The 17,609-nt window shown below is 67.1% G+C and carries 17 protein-coding genes and 2 tRNA genes; 7 read left to right on the top strand and 12 right to left on the bottom strand.

What is annotated here, in order from left to right; translation table 11 throughout:
- Positions 1-10 precede the first annotated feature (10 nt).
- The 7 genes from ABIB49_RS04605 to ABIB49_RS04635 all read right to left on the bottom strand — a co-directional run bounded on the left by ABIB49_RS04605 (position 11) and on the right by ABIB49_RS04635 (position 6,690).
- Positions 11-83 (bottom strand) — tRNA-Asn (locus tag ABIB49_RS04605).
- A gap of 135 nt (positions 84-218) precedes the next feature.
- Positions 219-291, bottom strand: a tRNA-Asn gene (locus ABIB49_RS04610).
- 66 nt (positions 292-357) lie between these two features.
- Positions 358-2,298: a DNA primase gene (gene dnaG, locus ABIB49_RS04615; RefSeq protein WP_354156754.1), complete on the bottom strand. Its 1,941-nt coding sequence runs from the start codon at positions 2,296-2,298 to the stop codon at positions 358-360.
- Between the two features lie 73 nt (positions 2,299-2,371).
- Complete coding sequence (locus ABIB49_RS04620; RefSeq protein WP_226774273.1) at positions 2,372-3,661, bottom strand: deoxyguanosinetriphosphate triphosphohydrolase; 1,290 nt, start codon at positions 3,659-3,661, stop codon at positions 2,372-2,374.
- Positions 3,654-4,835, bottom strand: coding sequence for a tRNA dihydrouridine synthase DusB (gene dusB / locus ABIB49_RS04625; RefSeq protein ID WP_354156755.1), 1,182 nt, complete (start codon positions 4,833-4,835; stop codon positions 3,654-3,656). The genes ABIB49_RS04620 and dusB overlap by 8 nt, the downstream gene beginning before the upstream one ends.
- 65 nt (positions 4,836-4,900) lie before the next feature.
- The gene (locus tag ABIB49_RS04630) at positions 4,901-6,370 is read right to left on the bottom strand and encodes a YibE/F family protein (protein ID WP_354156756.1); all 1,470 of its coding nucleotides are present in this window, start codon (positions 6,368-6,370) and stop codon (positions 4,901-4,903) included.
- Between the two features lie 86 nt (positions 6,371-6,456).
- Positions 6,457-6,690, bottom strand: coding sequence for a BBE domain-containing protein (locus tag ABIB49_RS04635; RefSeq protein WP_282359297.1), 234 nt, complete (start codon positions 6,688-6,690; stop codon positions 6,457-6,459).
- Between the two features lie 283 nt (positions 6,691-6,973).
- Between ABIB49_RS04635 and ABIB49_RS04640 the strand changes: the two genes are divergently transcribed.
- From ABIB49_RS04640 to ABIB49_RS04655, 4 genes are all read left to right on the top strand, one after another.
- Positions 6,974-7,723, top strand: a complete 750-nt coding sequence (locus ABIB49_RS04640) for an alpha/beta hydrolase (protein WP_282359296.1) — start codon at positions 6,974-6,976, stop codon at positions 7,721-7,723.
- Positions 7,723-8,535 carry a DUF1295 domain-containing protein gene (locus ABIB49_RS04645; RefSeq protein WP_354156757.1) on the top strand — a complete coding sequence of 271 codons (813 nt, stop codon included), beginning with the start codon at positions 7,723-7,725 and terminating at the stop codon, positions 8,533-8,535. Before ABIB49_RS04640 ends, ABIB49_RS04645 begins: the two co-directional genes overlap by 1 nt.
- A gap of 1 nt (position 8,536) precedes the next feature.
- Positions 8,537-9,367: a lysophospholipid acyltransferase family protein gene (locus tag ABIB49_RS04650; protein ID WP_226774976.1), complete on the top strand. Its 831-nt coding sequence runs from the start codon at positions 8,537-8,539 to the stop codon at positions 9,365-9,367.
- 72 nt (positions 9,368-9,439) lie between these two features.
- Complete coding sequence (locus ABIB49_RS04655) at positions 9,440-10,888, top strand: short-chain fatty acid transporter (protein WP_226774975.1); 1,449 nt, start codon at positions 9,440-9,442, stop codon at positions 10,886-10,888.
- A gap of 81 nt (positions 10,889-10,969) precedes the next feature.
- Here ABIB49_RS04655 and ABIB49_RS04660 read toward each other — a convergent pair whose 3' ends face one another.
- The 3 genes from ABIB49_RS04660 to ABIB49_RS04670 all read right to left on the bottom strand — a co-directional run bounded on the left by ABIB49_RS04660 (position 10,970) and on the right by ABIB49_RS04670 (position 14,529).
- Complete coding sequence (locus ABIB49_RS04660) at positions 10,970-11,968, bottom strand: N-acetyltransferase (RefSeq protein WP_226774974.1); 999 nt, start codon at positions 11,966-11,968, stop codon at positions 10,970-10,972.
- A 2-nt stretch (positions 11,969-11,970) separates the two neighbouring features.
- Complete coding sequence (locus ABIB49_RS04665) at positions 11,971-13,356, bottom strand: glycine--tRNA ligase (protein WP_226774973.1); 1,386 nt, start codon at positions 13,354-13,356, stop codon at positions 11,971-11,973.
- A gap of 183 nt (positions 13,357-13,539) precedes the next feature.
- The gene (locus ABIB49_RS04670) at positions 13,540-14,529 is read right to left on the bottom strand and encodes a DMT family transporter (RefSeq protein WP_226774972.1); all 990 of its coding nucleotides are present in this window, start codon (positions 14,527-14,529) and stop codon (positions 13,540-13,542) included.
- 33 nt (positions 14,530-14,562) lie between these two features.
- Here ABIB49_RS04670 and ABIB49_RS04675 point away from each other — a divergent pair, with 33 nt between their 5' ends.
- A complete protein-coding gene (locus ABIB49_RS04675; RefSeq protein WP_226774971.1) occupies positions 14,563-14,799 on the top strand; it encodes an RNA-binding S4 domain-containing protein in 237 nt (78 codons plus the stop codon).
- A 44-nt stretch (positions 14,800-14,843) separates the two neighbouring features.
- Here ABIB49_RS04675 and ABIB49_RS04680 read toward each other — a convergent pair whose 3' ends face one another.
- The gene (locus ABIB49_RS04680; protein ID WP_226774970.1) at positions 14,844-15,494 is read right to left on the bottom strand and encodes an alpha/beta hydrolase; all 651 of its coding nucleotides are present in this window, start codon (positions 15,492-15,494) and stop codon (positions 14,844-14,846) included.
- 70 nt (positions 15,495-15,564) lie between these two features.
- Between ABIB49_RS04680 and ABIB49_RS04685 the strand changes: the two genes are divergently transcribed.
- Entirely contained in the window at positions 15,565-16,479 is a 915-nt protein-coding gene (locus ABIB49_RS04685; protein WP_502913755.1) for an SGNH/GDSL hydrolase family protein, read from the top strand.
- Between the two features lie 74 nt (positions 16,480-16,553).
- On the top strand, positions 16,554-17,060 hold the full coding sequence (locus ABIB49_RS04690; RefSeq protein ID WP_354156758.1) for a hypothetical protein: 507 nt from the start codon (positions 16,554-16,556) through the stop codon (positions 17,058-17,060).
- On the opposite strand, the gene ABIB49_RS04695 is transcribed toward ABIB49_RS04690, so the two are convergent.
- Positions 17,047-17,607 (bottom strand): isochorismatase family protein, encoded by a 561-nt coding sequence (locus ABIB49_RS04695; protein ID WP_354156759.1) that lies wholly within the window; start codon positions 17,605-17,607, stop codon positions 17,047-17,049. The two genes, ABIB49_RS04690 and ABIB49_RS04695, sit on opposite strands and share 14 nt — an antisense overlap.
- Positions 17,608-17,609: the final 2 nt, after the last annotated feature.

The following is a 17,609-nucleotide window of genomic DNA, read 5'->3' on the forward strand; positions in this document are numbered from 1 at the left end:
GACCTGTCCGCTCCTCCTGCTGGACTTGAACCAGCAACCCTTCGATTAACAGTCGAATGCTCTGCCAATTGAGCTAAGGAGGAATGAAGCAGGTATGACATTAGCAAAGGTTTTGCCGCTTAGGAAATCGGCCTGCTGCAACTCCCGGCTACCCCCCTCGATACCCCCGCCGGGTATAAAAAGTCCCCGCCCCGGTTGCCCGGGACGGGGACTGCGCGCTCCTCCTGCTGGACTTGAACCAGCAACCCTTCGATTAACAGTCGAATGCTCTGCCAATTGAGCTAAGGAGGAATGAAGCGGATACAAGCCTAGCAAACACCGGGCCGGGAAGCGAAATTGAATCCCCCTGCCGGCCTGTCAGGCCTCCGAGCGCAGCGACCGCCTCTGCATTTCCAACTCCATCAGCTCGCGGTTCAGCCGTTGGAAGTCCTCCGGGTCGGCGGAGGCGTCCAGGCGCTGAAGCTGTCCCATCTTCTCGGCCTTGACCCTAGTGATCTGCAGTTCGAACAGCCGAGCCAAGATATCCCGGCAGTAGCGCAGCACGCCGTCGGACGTGCTGGCGGGCAGCGGCACCACGGCCAGCTCGGACACAAGCGGGCGCAGCGGTTCGGGCACCTCCTGCAGCAACTGCTCCACCCACCGTGCCGGATCGCCAGCGAACGCCAGGCCGGTGGCCCGGATGGCCTCGTGGATGGCCAGGTACGCCGGTGTGGAAAACCTCGCCTCGGAGAAACGCAGCCAGGTCTCACCTTCCAGCATCGCGGACTGCTGCAGGGCAACCTCCAGCGCCTGCCGTTCCATTGCCGCCACGGGGTCGCGCGGGTCGGGCCGGTTAAAGGCCGGCAACCCGGCCGCCGCCGGCACGGGTGCCACCCCGGGCGCGGAGCGGCCACCGGCGACTGGCGAGGGACCTTGACCCTGCCCCCGGCTCTGGCCTTGGTAGTGGCCGCCGCCCGACGGCGGCTGGGCGGAACGCTTGGCGGCTGCGAGCACGGCACGGCTGACTTCCTCTACCGGCATGCCCAGCCAGCCGGATAATTCCCGGGCATAGGCGGGACGGATGCCGGCGTCGCGGATCTGCGCGACGACCGGTGCCGATTCCCGCAAGGCTGCGATCCGGCCCTCGACGGTGTCCAGATTGTGCCTCTTCAGGCTGGCCCGGATCGCGAATTCAAACAGCGGGCGGCGGGTGCCGATAAGGTCACGGACGGCAGCGTCACCCTTGGTCTGTCGCAGCTCGCACGGGTCGGCCCCGCCTGGCTCGACGGCCACGTACGTCTGGGCGACGAACCGCTGGTCCTCTTCGAAGGCACGCAGCGCCGCCTTCTGTCCGGCAGCGTCGCCGTCGAAGGTAAAAATGACTTCGCCGCCGCTGCCGTCGTCGGACAGCAGGCGGCGGGCAATCTTGATGTGCTCGGTACCGAACGCCGTACCGCAGGTGGCCACGGCGGTCGTGATCCCGGCGAGGTGGCAGGCCATCACGTCGGTGTAGCCTTCCACCACAACGATCTGGCGGTCCTTGGCGATGTTGCGCTTGGCGAGGTCGATCCCGTAGAGGACCTGCGATTTCTTATAGAGCGCTGTTTCGGGTGTGTTGAGATATTTCGGGCCCTGGTCGTCTTCGTAAAGCTTGCGGGCTCCGAAGCCGATTGTGTCCCCCGCGATGTCGCGGATAGGCCAGATCAGCCGCCCCCGGAACCGGTCGTAAATTCCCCGGCCGCCTTCGGAGAACAAACCGGTGAGTTTGAGTTCGGGATCGGTGTACCCCCGGCCACGGAGGTGCTTAAGCAGGGAATCCCAGCCCTGCGGGGCGTAGCCGACGCCGAACAGTTCGGCGGCGGCACGGTCGAAACCTCGGCCGTGCAGGAAGTTGCGGCCTTCCGTAGCCCCGGTGGTCAGCAACTGGGCGCGGAAGAACTCATCCGCTACCTTGTGGGCGTCGAGCAGGCGCTGCCGCCGGCCGACGTCTTCGCGGTTCGGGCCGGAGCCGCCGTCCTCGTACCGGAGTTCGAAGCCGATCCGGGCGGCGAGTTTTTCCACGGCTTCCTGGAACGAGGTGTGGTCCAGTTTCTGCACAAAGGAGATGACGTCGCCGTCTTCGCCGCAGCCGAAGCAGTGGTACCGGCCGACCTGGGGCCGGACGGTGAACGAGGGCGACCGCTCGTCATGGAACGGGCACAGGCCTTTGTAGGAGCCCAGCCCGGCGCCCTTGAGGGTCACATAGCCGTCGACGACTTCCTTGATGTCCGTGCGCTGGCGTACTTCATCGATATCTTCACGTTTGATCAGGCCAGCCACAGTGCCATCCTAGTACCGCGGACCTCAGGCGGCCGCCCACTGGCAGGACACTGCGGGCAAGTCACCGGAGACGTCACCACAGCGATGGCAGGCTGCCCACGAGCCGCTCATACATCGCCAGCGCGGACCCATCGGTCAACGACGCGACTTGGTCGATCACCACACGCAGCCGAGCACCGTCGTCGGCGGCGTCTCGCCAGTCCGCCGCGAACATGGGCTCCAGGTGTCGGTCCCCGGTCGCGCTCAAAGCGGTCACCAGGGCGTGCAGGACCTCGCGCTGGCGTTCGTAAATGGGCTGCCTGTGTTCGGTGGTCATCACGAAGGTGGTGGCCAGGCCTTTCATCACGGCGATTTCCATCACGGTCTCGTCCGGGACAATCAGCTCCGCGTTGTACCGGGTCAGATTCTCCGGTCCGTAGACCGCCCGGGTGGACGCCAGCGCACTCTGGCAGAACCGGCCAATGAGCTGGCTTGTCATGTCCTTGAGCGCTGCCATGGACTTGCGGCTCCCATCGGCCTCGCGCACCCAGACGCTGGTGGCCTCCAGCCGGGCGAGGGCGGCATCTATCTCGGCGGCGTCGTAATGCGGGAGGTACCACTGCTTCGCGTAGCCGACCACCCGGGCCCGGTGGTCGGGATTGTCCATCCAGCGGAGCTGGAAGTGCCCGGCGACGATCGCATCCTCGACGTCGTGCACTGAGTAGGAGATGTCATCGGCGAGGTCCATAACCTGCGCTTCGAGGCAGGAGCGGCGTTCGGGCGCATCCTCGCGGATCCAGTCGAAGATCGGCAGGTCGTCCTCGTAGGCGCCGAACTTGCTGGTCCGTTCGCCGCGGATGACGGGTGCATTCGCGGCTGACCACGGGTACTTCGCCGCGGCGTCGAGGCTCGCCCGAGTGAGGTTCAGCCCGGCAGGCCGGCCGTCCGGCGCCAGGACCTTGGGCTCCAGCCGGGTCAGCAGCCGCAGCGTCTGGGCGTTTCCTTCGAAGCCGCCGATCGCGTGGGCTACCTCGTTCAGGGCAGATTCACCGTTGTGGCCGAAGGGCGGATGGCCAAGGTCGTGGCTGAGGCAGGCGGTGTCCACAACATCGGGGTCGCAGCCCAGGGCGCGGCCCAGTTCCCGGCCCACCTGCGCCACTTCGAGGCTGTGGGTGAGGCGGGTGCGGACGAAGTCGTCAGTATCCGGGGCCACTACCTGGGTTTTTGCCCCGAGCCGGCGCAGGGCGGAGGAGTGCAGGACCCTGGCGCGGTCCCGTTCGAAGTCAGAGCGGTAGGTGGACTTGGCCGGTTCCTCCACCCAGCGGGCACAGTCGCGGCCCAGGTAGCCGTCCAGCACGGGCGCGGTTGTCCTGGTTTCAGCCACCGGAAACGTCCAGTTCCGCGTGGCTGATCTCACGCGACTGCTCGGCGTCCATGTTGCGGTCCAGCAGCCAGTCCTTGGGCAGGGCGGGCTTCTTGGGCGAGCCGGCGCGTCCGCGGGGGCCCTCGGCGTCACTGCCGGGGTACGGCGAATCAAGGTCCAACTGGTCCAGCGTTTCGCGCAGGACCTCAAGACTAGTCACCATGGCGAGTTTGGTCCGCAGTTCACTGCCGACCACGTAGCCCTTGAAGTACCAGGCCATGTGCTTGCGGATTTCACGCAGCGCCTTGCCTTCATCGTTGCCAAAGGTTTCGACCATCAGCTCGGCGTGCCGGTAGACACCCTCGGCCACTTGCCGCAGGTCCGGCTTGTGCCGCTCGTCGCTGCCTTCGAAGGCAGCCATAAGATCACCGAACAGCCACGGGCGGCCTTGGCAGCCGCGGCCCACGACGACACCGTCCACGCCGGTCTCCCGGACCATCCGGATGGCATCCTCGGCCGACCAAATGTCACCGTTGCCGAGCACAGGGATGTCCGGAAGGGCTTCGCGCAGCCGGGCAATCGCGGACCAATCGGCCTGGCCCGAATAGAACTGCGCGGCGGTGCGGCCGTGGAGCGCCACGGCGGCAACGCCGGAATCGCGGGCAATCCGTCCGGCGTCAAGGTAGGTGAGGTGGTCCTCGTCGATGCCTTTGCGCATTTTGATGGTCAGCGGGATGTTGCCCTTGGACGCTTCCTTCACGGCGGTCCGGACAATCGAGGTGAACAGATCGATCTTCCAGGGCAGGGCGGAGCCGCCGCCCCGCCGGGTTACCTTGGGTACCGGGCAGCCGAAGTTGAGGTCGATGTGGTCCGCCCGGTTCTCCTCCACGAGCATCCGGACTGCCTGGCCGACCGTGACCGGGTCCACGCCGTAGAGCTGCACGGACCTGACCTTCTCGTCCTCGTCATGCGAAATGATGCGCAGCGATTCCGGCGTGCGTTCGACGAGGGCACGGGAGGTGACCATCTCCGCGACGTACAGGCCGCCTCCGTATTCTCGGCAGAGCCTGCGGAAGGCTGAGTTGGTAATGCCGGCCATGGGAGCAAGGATCACGGGAGTATCCACCGTAAGCGGGCCCAGCTTCAGGGGCGGGAGTTCCAGCTTGGGGGCGGGAGGGGTAGCTACAACAGTCACTTGTCCATTGTCTCAAATCCGGGCAAATCGGTCGGAACCCCCGCCCGCTATGTGGAAATCCGGTGTCAGTCCCGGTCGGCGGCCCGGCGTCCGCGCCGCCCCGCCGGCCCAGTTTCAAAGGCGCCGGCGGCAGCGGCACCGTCGAAGTCCGGACGCGGACCGGCAGCTGCACCGGCACCGGCAGCGGCTCCTTCGCGCAGGGCGGCATCGATGACTGCGGCACCGGCGGGGCCCGCGTCGGCCCCCTTGTGCAGGGTGTCCTCGGTGGCTGCCCTGCCCGCAGCTGGCCTCATCCCGGTCGCTTTAACGACCAACACGGCGATCAGCGTCGTCACCGGGATGGCCAGGACAAGCCCGACGGAACCGACGAGGGTGCGGATCACTTCCTCGGAGAGCTCGGCGCTGGTCAAGGCGTCCCCGAGCGGCCTTTCGTAAAGCATCACCAGGATCAGCACCGGCAGGGCCGCGCCGGCGTAGGCGAAGGCGATGGTGTAGACGGTGGAGGCGATGTGGTCGCGTCCGATCCGCATGGCGGAGGTGAACAGCTGGCGGGCGGACGTTTCCGGCGCCAGTTCCCACAGCTCCCACACCGCCGAGGACTGTGTGATGGTGACGTCGTTCAGGACGCCCAGGCCCGAGATGATAAGGCCGCACAGGATGATGCCGGAGATCGAGATGTTGTCCGAGATGTTCGCCAGGGTGGCGGAGTCGTGGCTGCCCACCCCGGCGAGGTTGGCGGCGTCGGTGGCCCAGGCCGCCAGCAGCGCGGTGATGGCGAGCCCGAACATGGTCCCGAGCAGCGCCGTCGAGGTCCGGGCGGAGAAGCCGTGGGCGAAGTAGAGGACCCCGATCATGATCACCGTGGACCCCACCAGTGCCAGCAGGAGCGGCGGTTTGCCTTCCACGAGGCCGGGCAGCATAAAGCTGACCAGCACCGCATAAGCCCCGACGAGTCCGATCAGGGCGCGCAGCCCGCGCCAGCGGGCCACGGCGATGACAACGACGGCGTAGAGCACCGCGAGGAAAATGATCGGCATGGTCCGGACGAAGTCGACGAAGACGTAGGCCGGCGCGCCATGGGTGTCCGCCCCCTGGGCCTTGGAGAGGTTCAGGTAGCGGATGTTGTCGCCGGGCTTTACGCCGTGGGACTTCGCGACGTCCGGGTTGATGACCACCTTGACGGGGTTTCCGCCCCTGTCCGGGTTTGTGAACGCAAAGGTGCACTCCGATCCCTGCTGCGGTCCCGCGTCCGCCACGGGCTGCCCTTGCTGGAGCGCATCCATGCAGCTGCCAGTGACAACGCGCTGGATCTTGCCCGTGTCGAAAGTGACGCCGGGCGCGGCCGCATAGGGGCTGGCCAGCGTGATGCCCTCTTTGCTGCCCGAGGGCCACAGCAACGCCATCGCCACGAGTGTCAGCAGCGTCAGCGGGATCAGGACAGCGGCCAGAATGACGTTGGCTTTCTTGCGGGCGGCGAGCGCAGCCGGCGTCAAATCCGCCTGCCCGTGCGGGGTGTGTAAATGTCCGGCGCCCATCAGCGGTTCAACCTCATGGGAAAAACTCTACGGCGCTCCGCGGCGCCGTCCGGACCAGCGACGCCGCGACACTGTATCCCGCCTGGTTAGGCCGGCGCGATATTCTGGTTCATGCGGAAGAGGTTCTGCGGATCGTATTTGGCCTTATCCGCCCTCAACCGCTGATAGTTCGGCCCGTAATTTTCCGCGACCGGCCCAGATCGTCGCCGTCCATGAAGTTGATGTAGCCCGCAGTCTCTGAATAGGGCAGCAGGGCCGCTGCATAGTCCCGCACCCAGGCGATGTTCGCCTCGGTGTCCCGGGAGTCCTCCCAATGGCACGCTATGACCGGCGAGAACCTGGCGTCCCGGTTCGGAAACGCTTATTCCTTCACCCAGAACCCGTCAAGAGGATGCGGCCGGTACGCCCGCAGGGCACGCGTCCCAGCTCTAAAGCCCATCTTTCCCGGGCACTGCTCCGAATGTCCTGTGGGCCGTCCCCGGGAACCGCGGGACCTGACGCGCCCTGCGGCTCGGAGCCCCACTGCGGGCGCTGCGCCCTATGGTTGGAAACGACGGTTGAAAACGACGGTTGAAAACGACGGACACGATGTGGAGGTACGGCATGGCCATACGCAAGATAGACGACCGCGAACCTGAGCGCCCGGGCCCCGCCGCCAAGGCCGTATTGAGCATTGCCGCGGCAGCCGGGGAAACCCGGGGAGTTGCCCTGGTCCTGCACGGCGGACGGTCCGACAGCTTCGAATCCGTCCGTGCCCGGCACCTGAGTCCGGCCCGGATGCTGCCCTTCGCCCGCGCCCTCCGCAACGCCGGCACGGACGATGGCCTGGCAGTCTGGACTCTTCGGAACCGGTACCGGGGCTGGAACGGCGCGGCGATGTCCCCGGTCCAGGATGCCCGGTGGGCACTGAACCACATCAGCCGTGAACATCCTGGGGTTCCGATCTATCTTCTGGGCCACTCGATGGGGGGCTTGACCGCACTCTGCGTCGCGGACCACCCGCAGGTGGAAGCCGTCGTCGCCCTTGCGCCCTGGCTTAACGCCGAAACCCCGGTGGAGCGAGTGGCCGGCCGCCGGATCCTGATCGTCCATGGCACCGAGGACCGCTGGACCAGCCCCGGGAACTCGCTCGCGTATGCCCGCCGGGCCGACGGCGTCGCCGAGTCCGTGGACTACGTCTCCCTCAAGGGAGCAGGGCACTTTATGTTCCGCCGGCTGCACCTGTGGAACTTGCTCGCCAACGGTTTTATCCTCGATGCGTTCGCGGGCGGTTCAAGGCCGGACCCACACGGCGGCGCCGGCTCGTTCCGCAGCCTCCTTCCCGCCGCCGCCAGCCTCCCGGTGGTGCTGTAATGGCGGACTTTCCGCTCACCGGCTTCGTGGCCAGCCTGCCGTGGGTGGCGGCGGGCCTTGTGGTGCTGCTGGCCATCACCTTCAGCATCGCCGTCCGGCAGAACCGCCACTCCGTCATCGACACCGTCTGGGGCCTGGGCTTTGTAGTGGCGGCCGTCATCTCCTGGTTCCTTTCCGCCGGAGCCGGCGACGGCGGCCGGCGGCTGCTGCTGCTGGCGCTGGTGGCGGTCTGGGGCATCCGCCTCGCCGTCCACATCGGGCTTCGGGCCCGCGGCGGCCACGAGGATCCCCGCTACGTCGACATGCTCTCCGCAGCTCCGGGGTCCCGCAACAGCTACGCGGTGCGCAAGGTCTACCTGCCGCAGGGTGTGATCCTGTTCTTCGTCTCCCTGACCGTCCAGGTCGGGATGTTCGGCACCGGAAACCTTGGCTGGCTGGCATGGCTTGGTGTGCTGCTGTGGACTGTCGGTTTTGTTTTCGAGGCGGTTGGCGACTGGCAGCTGGCGCAGTTCAAGGATGATCCGTCCCGGCGCGGGACCGTGCTCAACACAGGGCTTTGGCGTTACACCCGGCACCCGAACTACTTCGGCGACGCCGCTGTTTGGACCGGAATCTTCCTGGTGGCCGCCGATTCCTGGCCGGGGGTATTGACGGTCCTCTCCCCTGCACTGATGATCTGGCTGCTAGCGGGCAAATCCGGCAAGCCGTTGACCGAGAAGGCCATGTCCGCCCGCCCGGGCTATAAGGAATATGTGGAGTCCACGTCGGGCTTCCTGCCCCTGCCGCCCCGCCGGATTCAGGGCGGTCGCTGACATGCCCTGGCGCCCCAGGCCCAATGACGGCTTCTACCGCGTGATCGTCAGCACCGGGCGAATGCTGCGCCGGCTCTTCCGGATCCGGGTCATCGTGACCGGGCAGGAACACCTCCCGGCGCCGGAGTCCCGCGGCGGGGGCCGGGAGGGTCGGTCCCGGCGGGTGGTCCCGGGCCGTGGCGCCGTCGTCGCGATCACCCACTTCGGGTACCTCGACTTCGCCTTCGCCGAAGTGCTGCTCTGGTGGCGCGCCAAGGCCCAGATGCGCTTCCTCATCACCCAGGGGGCGGCCGACCACTGGTTCGCGGGCCCGGCCATCAGCGCAGCCGGGCACATCGTCGTCGGCTATGGAACCGGCGCCCATGCCTACGACGCCGCCGTGGAAAAGCTCCGCGCGGGCGAGATCATCGCGATCCTGCCGGAGGCCGGCGTCAGCCGCAGCTTCCGCGTGCGCGAGTGCAAGACCGGCGCGGTGCGGATGGCGGCCGAGGCCGGGGTGCCCATCATCCCTGTGTCCGTCTGGGGCGCCCACCGGCTGATGACCAGGAACCACGGCTTTTCCCCTGCCCGCGCCTGGCGCGCGCCGGTCCGGATCCACGTCGGGGAACCGGTCTGCGTCGACCCGTCCCAGGACGCCCGGGCGGCCACCGACTCGCTGCGACGGTCCCTGCAGGCTGGCATCGATACCTGCATCGCGGACTTCCCCCTGGACCCGGCCCCGGGTGCGTGGTGGATGCCCGCGGCCCTCGGCGGCGGAGCACCTACCGAGGACGAACGCAGGCGGCTGGACAAGGCCGAAGGTCCGCGGCGCGCAGGCGGCCGGCGCCGATAAGCCTGGATACCGCCATCGTTTGGCTACACTCCTACGGGTACAAATGAGCACTCAATGGAGAGGTACACCCCTGTGGCAAACACAGTCCTGAGCAAAAGCGAAAGCGGCGAAGAACGCGGTCTCGCCCGGATAGCCCAACGGTTGGCCGCGTGGACCGAGAAGTGGTTTCCGGACGCCTACGTCTTCGCCCTGGCCGGCGTCATCATCATCGCTGTGGCCGCCTTGGCCATCGGAGCTTCGCCCCAGTCCATCGCCGATTCATTCGGCAACGGATTCTGGGACCTGACGGCCTTTACCCTGCAGATGGCGATGGTGGTGCTGACCGGCTACGTTGTGGCGACCTCACCGCCCGTAGCCAAGCTGATCAGCCGGCTGGCCCTCGTCCCGGCCACCGCCCAAACCGCGGTCAGCTTTGTCGCGCTGATGTCAATGTCGGTGTCCTTCCTGAACTGGGGCCTGAGCCTCATCTTCGGCGGCCTGCTGGCCCGTGCCATAGCCCGCCGCAAAGACTTGACGGTAGATTACCGCGCGCTTGGCGCCGCAGCCTTTATGGGCCTCGGCGCCGTCTGGGCGCTCGGGCTGTCCTCCTCCGCAGCACAGCTGCAGGCCACCGCCGCCTCACTGCCGCCGGCACTGCTGAAGATCACCGGCATCCTGGACTTCGGCACCACCATCTTCACGTGGCAGTCGCTGCTCACCCTGGCAATCCTGATGGCGCTGACCACAGTCATCGCGCACTTCTCGGCGCCCCGGGGCGGCGCCATCCGCACCGCCGCGGACCTCGGCGTCGACCTTGACGACGCGCCGGGCGAACCGGCACCGCGTTCGCGCCCGGGCGAGTGGCTCGAATACAGCATCATCCTGCCGGTGCTGGCCGGCATCCTGACACTCGGCTGGCTTATCTCGCAGTTCCTTACCAAGCCCTTCCTCACCGTGGTGAGCAGCCTCAACGGCTACCTGCTGGTCTTCCTCATCCTGGGCCTGGTGCTGCACGGGACCCCGCGGAACTTCCTGCAGGCCGTCACCAAGGCTGTTCCGGCGACCGCCGGAATCCTGGTCCAGTTCCCGCTCTATGCGGCGATGGCCGCGATCCTCACCAAGGCCACCGGCAACGGCGGGATGACCATCTCCGCGCACCTGGCCGAGTTCTTCTCGGGCATCGGCAGCGGCGGCGGGTTCGCCGTCGTTATTGCGCTGTACACCGCCCTGCTCGGCCTGCTTGTCCCCTCTGGTGGCGGCAAGTGGCTCGTCGAGGCGCCGTACGTGATGCAGTCGGCCACCGACGTCCAGATGAACCTCGGCTGGACCGTGCAGATCTATAACATCGCCGAGGCCCTGCCGAACCTGATCAACCCGTTTTTTATGCTTCCGTTGCTCGCCGTGCTGAAGTTGCGGGCCCGGGACCTGGTGGGCTTTACCTTCCTGCAGTTTGTGTTCCACCTGCCGGTGGTGCTGCTGCTCGTCTGGCTCCTGGGCATGACGTTCGACTTCGTTCCCCCGGTGATGCCGCCGGGTAAATAGGCCTGCACGCAAACTGACCCGCAGCTGTGGCCGTTATCACGCTTCATAACGGCCGCAACTGCGGGTCAGTTGAGTTAATGGCTAGGCCGGGTCCGAGACCACCAGCGTATTGGCACCCTGCAGACGGGCTTTGCCGCTTTCGAGCAGCGGCTCGACGACGGCGCTCAGCGCCGACATCGAGTCGTCCAGTTCCAGCAGCACCGGGTGCTGGAACGCAATCAGCGCCAGCAAGTCCCGAACCGCTGCCTGGGCTTCGTCCGCGGAGAGGTTCGGCTCGTGGCCCAGGAATACGTCGGTGGGCTGGCCGGACGGGGCTTCGCCCGCCGTTCCGTCGACGGGTACGAGCTCGGCGTAGCTGATGGCAAAAGCCTCGAGCCTGCCCTTCCTGCTGGCCGGCACCCCCGCACCGAAGGCACTGGCCTTCGGTGCGCGCAGCACAATCGCGCCGTGCGCTCCGCTGAGCTCGTCCAGGAACAAGCGCTGGACCTTGGCAATACTGAGCTCACCCGGGCTGTCCCAGCCGTGCACGGACGTGTAGTAGCGTCCCACCACATCGCTGAGCTCCACCGAACCGGTGGCCAGGTCCTCCACCTGCTCGGAGGCAGCAGCCTCGGAACCGTCGCCGAAAACGGGCAGCTTAAGCGCGCCGGGGTCGACGACGACGAGCCGGGAACGCTGGATCGGCACCATCCCTGCCGCCTCGACGAAGGCCGCGCCGGGGGTGCCCGGCTCCACCTTGGTCCGCAGCCGGCTGACACCGGACGGCGACTGGGCCGCCTCGTGCCGCAGCATGGTCAGCAGCGTCGAGCCGACGCCCGTGCGGCGGTGGTGCCGGTCAACCTCGATGTAGGCCCAGAGCCGTTCCGGGTGCAACGAGGCCTCGTGCACAACGCCGGCCGCGACCGGGATGGCCACACCGTCGACGACGTCCTCGGCCACGATGCAGCGCCGCCACGGCGCCCCGCCCGAGGGGGCCAGGGTACCGCGGAACTGCCGGGCCTGCTCGGTCTCGGGCCCGCCCCAGATTTCGAGCAGTGCCAGGTCGTCGCCGTCGCGCCATTGACGGTATGCGATCGCCACGATCAGGCGCCGATCAGCCGTGCGGCCAGGTAACCCTCCACCTTGTCCAGGGAAACGCGCTCCTGGCTCATGGTGTCGCGTTCGCGGATGGTGACGGCCTGGTCGTCCAGGGTCTCGAAGTCCACTGTGATGCAGAACGGCGTGCCGATTTCGTCCTGACGGCGGTAGCGGCGGCCGATGGCGCCGGCGTCGTCGAACTCGATGTTCCAGCTTTTGCGCAGCTGGGCAGCGAGGTCCTTGGCTTTCGGGGACAGATCCTCGTTCCGGCTGAGCGGAAGCACTGCCGCCTTGACCGGGGCCAGGCGCGGATCAAGCTTGAGTACTGTGCGGACGTCGACGCCGCCCTTGGAGTTGGGTGCCTCGTCCTCGGTGTACGCGTCGATCATAAACGCCATAAACGAACGGGTCAGCCCGGCGGCCGGTTCAATCACGTACGGGGTGTAGCGCTCGTTGGTGGCCTGGTTAAAGTAGCTCAGGTCCTGGCCGGAGGCCTTGGCGTGGGTGGAGAGGTCGAAGTCGGTGCGGTTGGCGACGCCCTCAAGCTCACCCCACTCCGAGCCGTGGAAGCCGAAGCGGTACTCGATGTCGGTGGTGCCCTTGGAGTAGTGGCTGAGTTTCTCCAGCGGGTGCTCGAAGAAGCGCAGGTTCTCTTCCCGGATGCCGAGGCCCGTGTACCAGGACATCCGCTCCTTCATCCAGTACTGGTGCCACTGCTCGTCGGTGCCCGGTTCGACGAAGAATTCCATTTCCATCTGCTCGAACTCACGGGTGCGGAAGATGAAGTTGCCCGGTGTGATCTCGTTGCGGAAGGACTTGCCGATCTGGCCGATGCCAAAGGGCGGCTTCTTGCGGGACGTGGTGAGCACGTTGGAGAAGTTCACAAAGATGCCCTGGGCCGTTTCCGGACGCAGGTAGTGCAATCCCTCTTCGTTGGCCACCGGGCCGAGGTAGGTCTTGAGCAGGCCGGAGAATTCCTGCGGCTCGGTCCATTCTCCGCGGGTGCCGCAATTTGCGCAGGCGATGTCCTTAAGGCCGTTCTCGGGGGGACGGCCCTTCTTCTCCTCGAATTCTTCCTCGAGGTGATCGGCGCGGTAACGCTTGTGGCAGGAGAGGCATTCGACCAGCGGGTCGGAGAACACGTCAACGTGCCCGGATGCTTCCCAGACCTGGCGGGGCAGGATGACCGAGGAATCCAGGCCAACGACGTCGTCGCGGCCACGGACCACTGACTGCCACCACTGGCGCTTGATGTTTTCCTTCAGCTCGGCACCCAGGGGCCCATAGTCCCAGGCAGAACGGGAACCCCCATAGATTTCACCGGCCTGGAATACGAAACCCCGGCGCTTGGCGAGGGAGATGATCTGGTCGAGGACGGATTTTGCTGCCATGGGAACTCCACTTTCTACAGGGCCGCTGGGTGCGGTCCGCGGTCTCAGCCCCGGAACCCCGGCTGGTTGCCGGTCGGGGCACTACAAAAACGCAAAACTAAAACACAAACACCGGCACGCGCCAACCAGCCGGTCCCGGAGGAGTGCTTAATGGTGGCGGTGCAGGAAGCTGCGCCTCCTAGCCTACCGGGCAGCCGGTCCCCGGCCCCGCCCCAGGACACCCCGGGGCCACGGCAGGCTCGCGAGCACAATGGCGGCCAGGGTCAGCAGTGTTCCCAGAACGGTGGGCAGCTCCACCACCGTGCCGGGCGACGGGAACGCCAGGTCCAGTCCCAGCGAACCCAGCAGCTGGCCCGCGATCATGCCCAGTCCGGTCACCAGCACGCCCAGGCTGCGCACCAGCAGGGCCCCGACGCCGATAAAGACGCAGCCCATGGGCCCGCCCAGGTAGTACCACCACTCCCCCGGCAGCGCGTTGCCTGGACCCGCGACGGCGGCCTTGACCAGCCACGCGGCCCAGAGCAGGACCGAGCCGGCGATGAAGTTCATCAGGGTAGCGGCGATCGGTGTGCCGTAGTGCACAGCAGCGGTGCCGTTCATGGCCTGCTGGAAGCTCATCAGGAAGCCGGCCAGGACGGGGACCAGGACCGGAACCAGCAGATCGGACATTCCCGCTTCAGCACCGGAGAAGCGCGGAGATACGGCCCAGGCGACGGCGGCAACGGTCAGGACGCTGCCCAGCACCCTGATTCCGGTGATGGATCTCCGGCCGGCCGGGCCAATCCCGATCCGGTCGACAAGCAGCCCGCTGAGGGTCTGGCCGGTCACGGCAGCGACCGTGAACAGGGCTACCCCCAGCACGCCGATCGTGAACGACTGCGCGAAGACGAAGAAAGCGCCGATGCAGCCGGCCAGGACGAAGTAGGGCGGGAACCGGCGCTCCCGGACGGCCGGCAGGATCTGCGCCAGCCCGGCCCGTCCGCGCGGCAGGACGAGCGAAATCACGATCATCACCACCAGCCCGGTCGAGAAACTCACCACAGCGGCGCCGATTCCGTCCGCGAGCGCCGTCCCCAGGGCGCCGTTGATCCTGCCCTGCACGGGCATCATCAGCCCCGCCGCCACGGCGAGGGGCAGCCCCGCGAGGAACGGAAGCCGGGGTGTGTGGGTCATTGCTGGCCCCTTTCGTCAGGCATCATTACTTCTATGAGCAAACCGGAAATTGCAGAGGTCCCCATCCGCGACGACATGATCCGGCTCGGCCAGCTCTTGAAGCTGGCCAGCCTGGTTGAGGACGGGGTGGAAGCGGCGGAGCTGATCAAGGGCGGACTCGTGAAGGTCAACGGCGATATTGACGAACGCCGCGGCCGCCAGCTCCACCACGGGGACACCGTAACCGTCAACGGCAGGACAGTGCGGATCAGTACCCCTGCCGGAGCGTAACCCGGACACTGGCGCCGGGCACAGTCCGCCCCGGCGCCGCCGGTTCAGCTCCTCAGCACCTCATGGGTCAGGAACTCGCCGACGTGCCCGATTTCCTGCTGGTTGATGCCGTGCCACATTCCGGTGTACAGGACCTTGGTGAGCTTAACGTGTTGACGGGCCCAGCCCAGGGTGAAGTCGACCTTCTCGGCCGGGATCACGGGATCCTGCTGGTCGCGGCCCCAGAACATCGGCACCGTCCCGTCCAGCTCCGCGTCACGGAAACCGCTGTCAGCACCGGCGTCGACCGCAAAACCGGAGAGTCCGACGACGGCGGCGTAGTCCGCGGGCCGCCGGCGTAACAGCGCGGTGGCGAGCGCCATCCCCATTGAAAAGCCCAAAAGCGTCACGGACGGGTGGTTCGGACGAACCGAGTCGAGCCAGTTCTCGACGTACCCGGCGGCATCCTTGACGGCGTCCAGGGAGTAGCCGATCGACGCCGACAACGGGAACCAGGTGAAGCCTGCACCGGAGACCATCGGGGCGCGCACCGACGCGACGGCGAATTCCGGCGGCAGCAGCTCGGCCAGGCTCATAAGGTCCGCTTCGTTGGCCCCATAGCCGTGCAGCAGGACCAGCAGCGGCCTGCCGGCCCGCTCTGGCTCCGGTTGGGACCACAGGACAACAGGGGCGGGGAAGGCAACAGCGTGTGTCATGGCTCCATTCTTACAGTTACCTGGAAGTAACAATTTCCGGTGGCGCGGCTTTACCGGAAGAGTGCACCATATGAAGGTGAACGAAACTGAAGCCCTCGCGACCTCCCCGGACAACGTCATTGCCCATCCCTGGTCCCGCTACGTGGCCATGGGTGACTCCTTTACCGAGGGCATCGGCGACCCCGAACAGGCGAGTCCGGGTGGACACCGGGGCTGGGCGGACCGCGTGGCCGAGGAACTGAGCCGCGGCCACGACGGCTTCGCCTATGCCAACCTGGCCGTCAGGGGCCGTCTCCTGCAGCAGATAGTGGACCAGCAACTGGCGCATTGTCTGTCCCTGCGGCCCGACCTTGTGACCTTGTCCGCCGGCGGAAACGACCTGATCCGCCCCGGCGGAGACCCGGATGCCCTGGCCGAGAAACTGGATTCGGTGGTGCAGATCCTCGCCCTGGCCGGCGCCACAGTGGTCCTCTTCAACGGTCCCGACACCGGTTCCTCCGTGCTGGGCCGGGTACGGAGCAAGGTGGCCATCTATAACGAGAACCTCCGCACCATCGCGGCCCGCCACGACGCCATCATCGCGGACATGTGGTCCCTGCGGCAGCTGAACGACCCGCAGATGTGGGATGCGGACCGGCTGCACTTCTCGCCGCTGGGCCATCACACCATCGCGGCCATGGTCCTGGAATCCCTCAACGTCGAGCACACCCTGGAGCCCCTCTCCCCCAAGCCGCTGCCGCCGCAAAGCTGGCGGCAGGCCCGGTCCGGTGATTTGGTGTGGGCCCGTGAATACTTTGTACCGTGGGTGGTCCGGCGGATCCGGCACCGTTCCTCCGGCGACGGCGTCACGGCCAAGCGCCCGCTCCCGGGGCCCGTCTTCGGACCCGGCATGCCGCTGGGGTCGGGCGAAGGCCCTCCCGGCACCGGCATGCCGCTGGGGTCGGGCGAAGGCCCTCCCGGCACCGGCGAGCCAGTACGGTCCTGACGTGCGCCCGGCCGCGGGCACCCCGGAACGGGTCTGCGCGTTAGGCTGGAAGGACACTTCCTGAAAGGCGTGCCGTGAACAGTCTGTTCTTTTGGATCATCGTGTTGTCATTCCTGGTCCCGATGGCTATGCGCTACTACAAGAAGTCGGTGCGCGGCCGAAACCGGAACCAGGGTATGCCCGGCGGGCTGCCGGACCGGTTCGGCAACTTCCCCGGCGCCGGTCCCGGCCCCGGCCCCCGCCCCGGCCAGCAGGGAAACCCGCCGCGGGACGGCTTCACCCAGCGGGACTACTACGGCGGATTCGGACAGCTCGGCGCACCGCAGCCTCCCGCGAAGCAGGACTACCGCGCCCCGTATGAGGACAGCCCGGAGTACCTGAATCACCCGCCGCAGCAGCAATGGCAGCCGCCGGCGCCGATTCCGACCCCGGAGCCGACGCCGGAGCCGACGCCTCAACCGCCGGCGGCCCCGCAGGGCTTCCGGGCGCGCAAGCTCGCCGACCTGGACCAGCGCTACAGCGACGGCGAGCTCTCCATGGAGGACTACATGGCCCAGCGGGCCGAGATCATGAAGGGCTAGCGAAGTCCACGTCGGCAGCGTTCACGGTTCCTGCGGTGCGCCCCGGAGCCCGATGGTACCGCCAATAGAGATTCGTGTGGGCCACCACAAGTTCCGGCGGCGGCGCACCAAATTCACTGAGGTCCTCGGTGGTGTGGGCGTCCGCCACCAAGGTGACGTCATATCCGCGGGTGATGGCACCGTGGAGTGTGGAGCGAATGCACTCGTCGGTCTGCGCTCCGGCCAGGAACAAACGGCCGATGCCGCGGCCGGCCAGCACTGACTCCAGGTCGGTCGCTTCGAAGGCGTCGCTGTACTCCTTGGGCACCAGCGGCTCCGCCTCGCCCCGGACGAGCTCGGGAACATAGCGCCAGCCTGCGCTGCCGCTCGGGAGTTCCGCCCCGCTGTGCTGCACCCAGACGACCGCCGCCCCGGCGGCGCGCGCCTTGTCCACGAGGGTGGCGATGGTCGCGATGACGTCGTCGCGGCGGTAGGCCGCCGCGACGACGTCGAGCTGCATGTCCACGACGACCAGGGCCGTGTTGGGCCGGTTCTCAAGCGTGCTCATAT

The organism is Arthrobacter sp. UYCu512 (genome assembly GCF_040547075.1).
Lineage (GTDB): Bacteria > Actinomycetota > Actinomycetes > Actinomycetales > Micrococcaceae > Arthrobacter.

Coding starts and splice junctions, on each gene's coding strand:
- ABIB49_RS04650 (WP_226774976.1), top strand. CDS start 8,537: ATGCCCTGGCGCCCCAGGCCCAATGACGGCTTCTACCGCGTGATCGTC.
- ABIB49_RS04685 (WP_502913755.1), top strand. CDS start 15,565: ATGAAGGTGAACGAAACTGAAGCCCTCGCGACCTCCCCGGACAACGTC.
- ABIB49_RS04640 (WP_282359296.1), top strand. CDS start 6,974: ATGGCCATACGCAAGATAGACGACCGCGAACCTGAGCGCCCGGGCCCC.
- ABIB49_RS04670 (WP_226774972.1), bottom strand. CDS start 14,529: ATGACCCACACACCCCGGCTTCCGTTCCTCGCGGGGCTGCCCCTCGCC.
- ABIB49_RS04645 (WP_354156757.1), top strand. CDS start 7,723: ATGGCGGACTTTCCGCTCACCGGCTTCGTGGCCAGCCTGCCGTGGGTG.
- ABIB49_RS04675 (WP_226774971.1), top strand. CDS start 14,563: ATGAGCAAACCGGAAATTGCAGAGGTCCCCATCCGCGACGACATGATC.
- ABIB49_RS04680 (WP_226774970.1), bottom strand. CDS start 15,494: ATGACACACGCTGTTGCCTTCCCCGCCCCTGTTGTCCTGTGGTCCCAA.
- ABIB49_RS04695 (WP_354156759.1), bottom strand. CDS start 17,607: ATGAGCACGCTTGAGAACCGGCCCAACACGGCCCTGGTCGTCGTGGAC.
- ABIB49_RS04630 (WP_354156756.1), bottom strand. CDS start 6,370: ATGGGCGCCGGACATTTACACACCCCGCACGGGCAGGCGGATTTGACG.
- ABIB49_RS04665 (WP_226774973.1), bottom strand. CDS start 13,356: ATGGCAGCAAAATCCGTCCTCGACCAGATCATCTCCCTCGCCAAGCGC.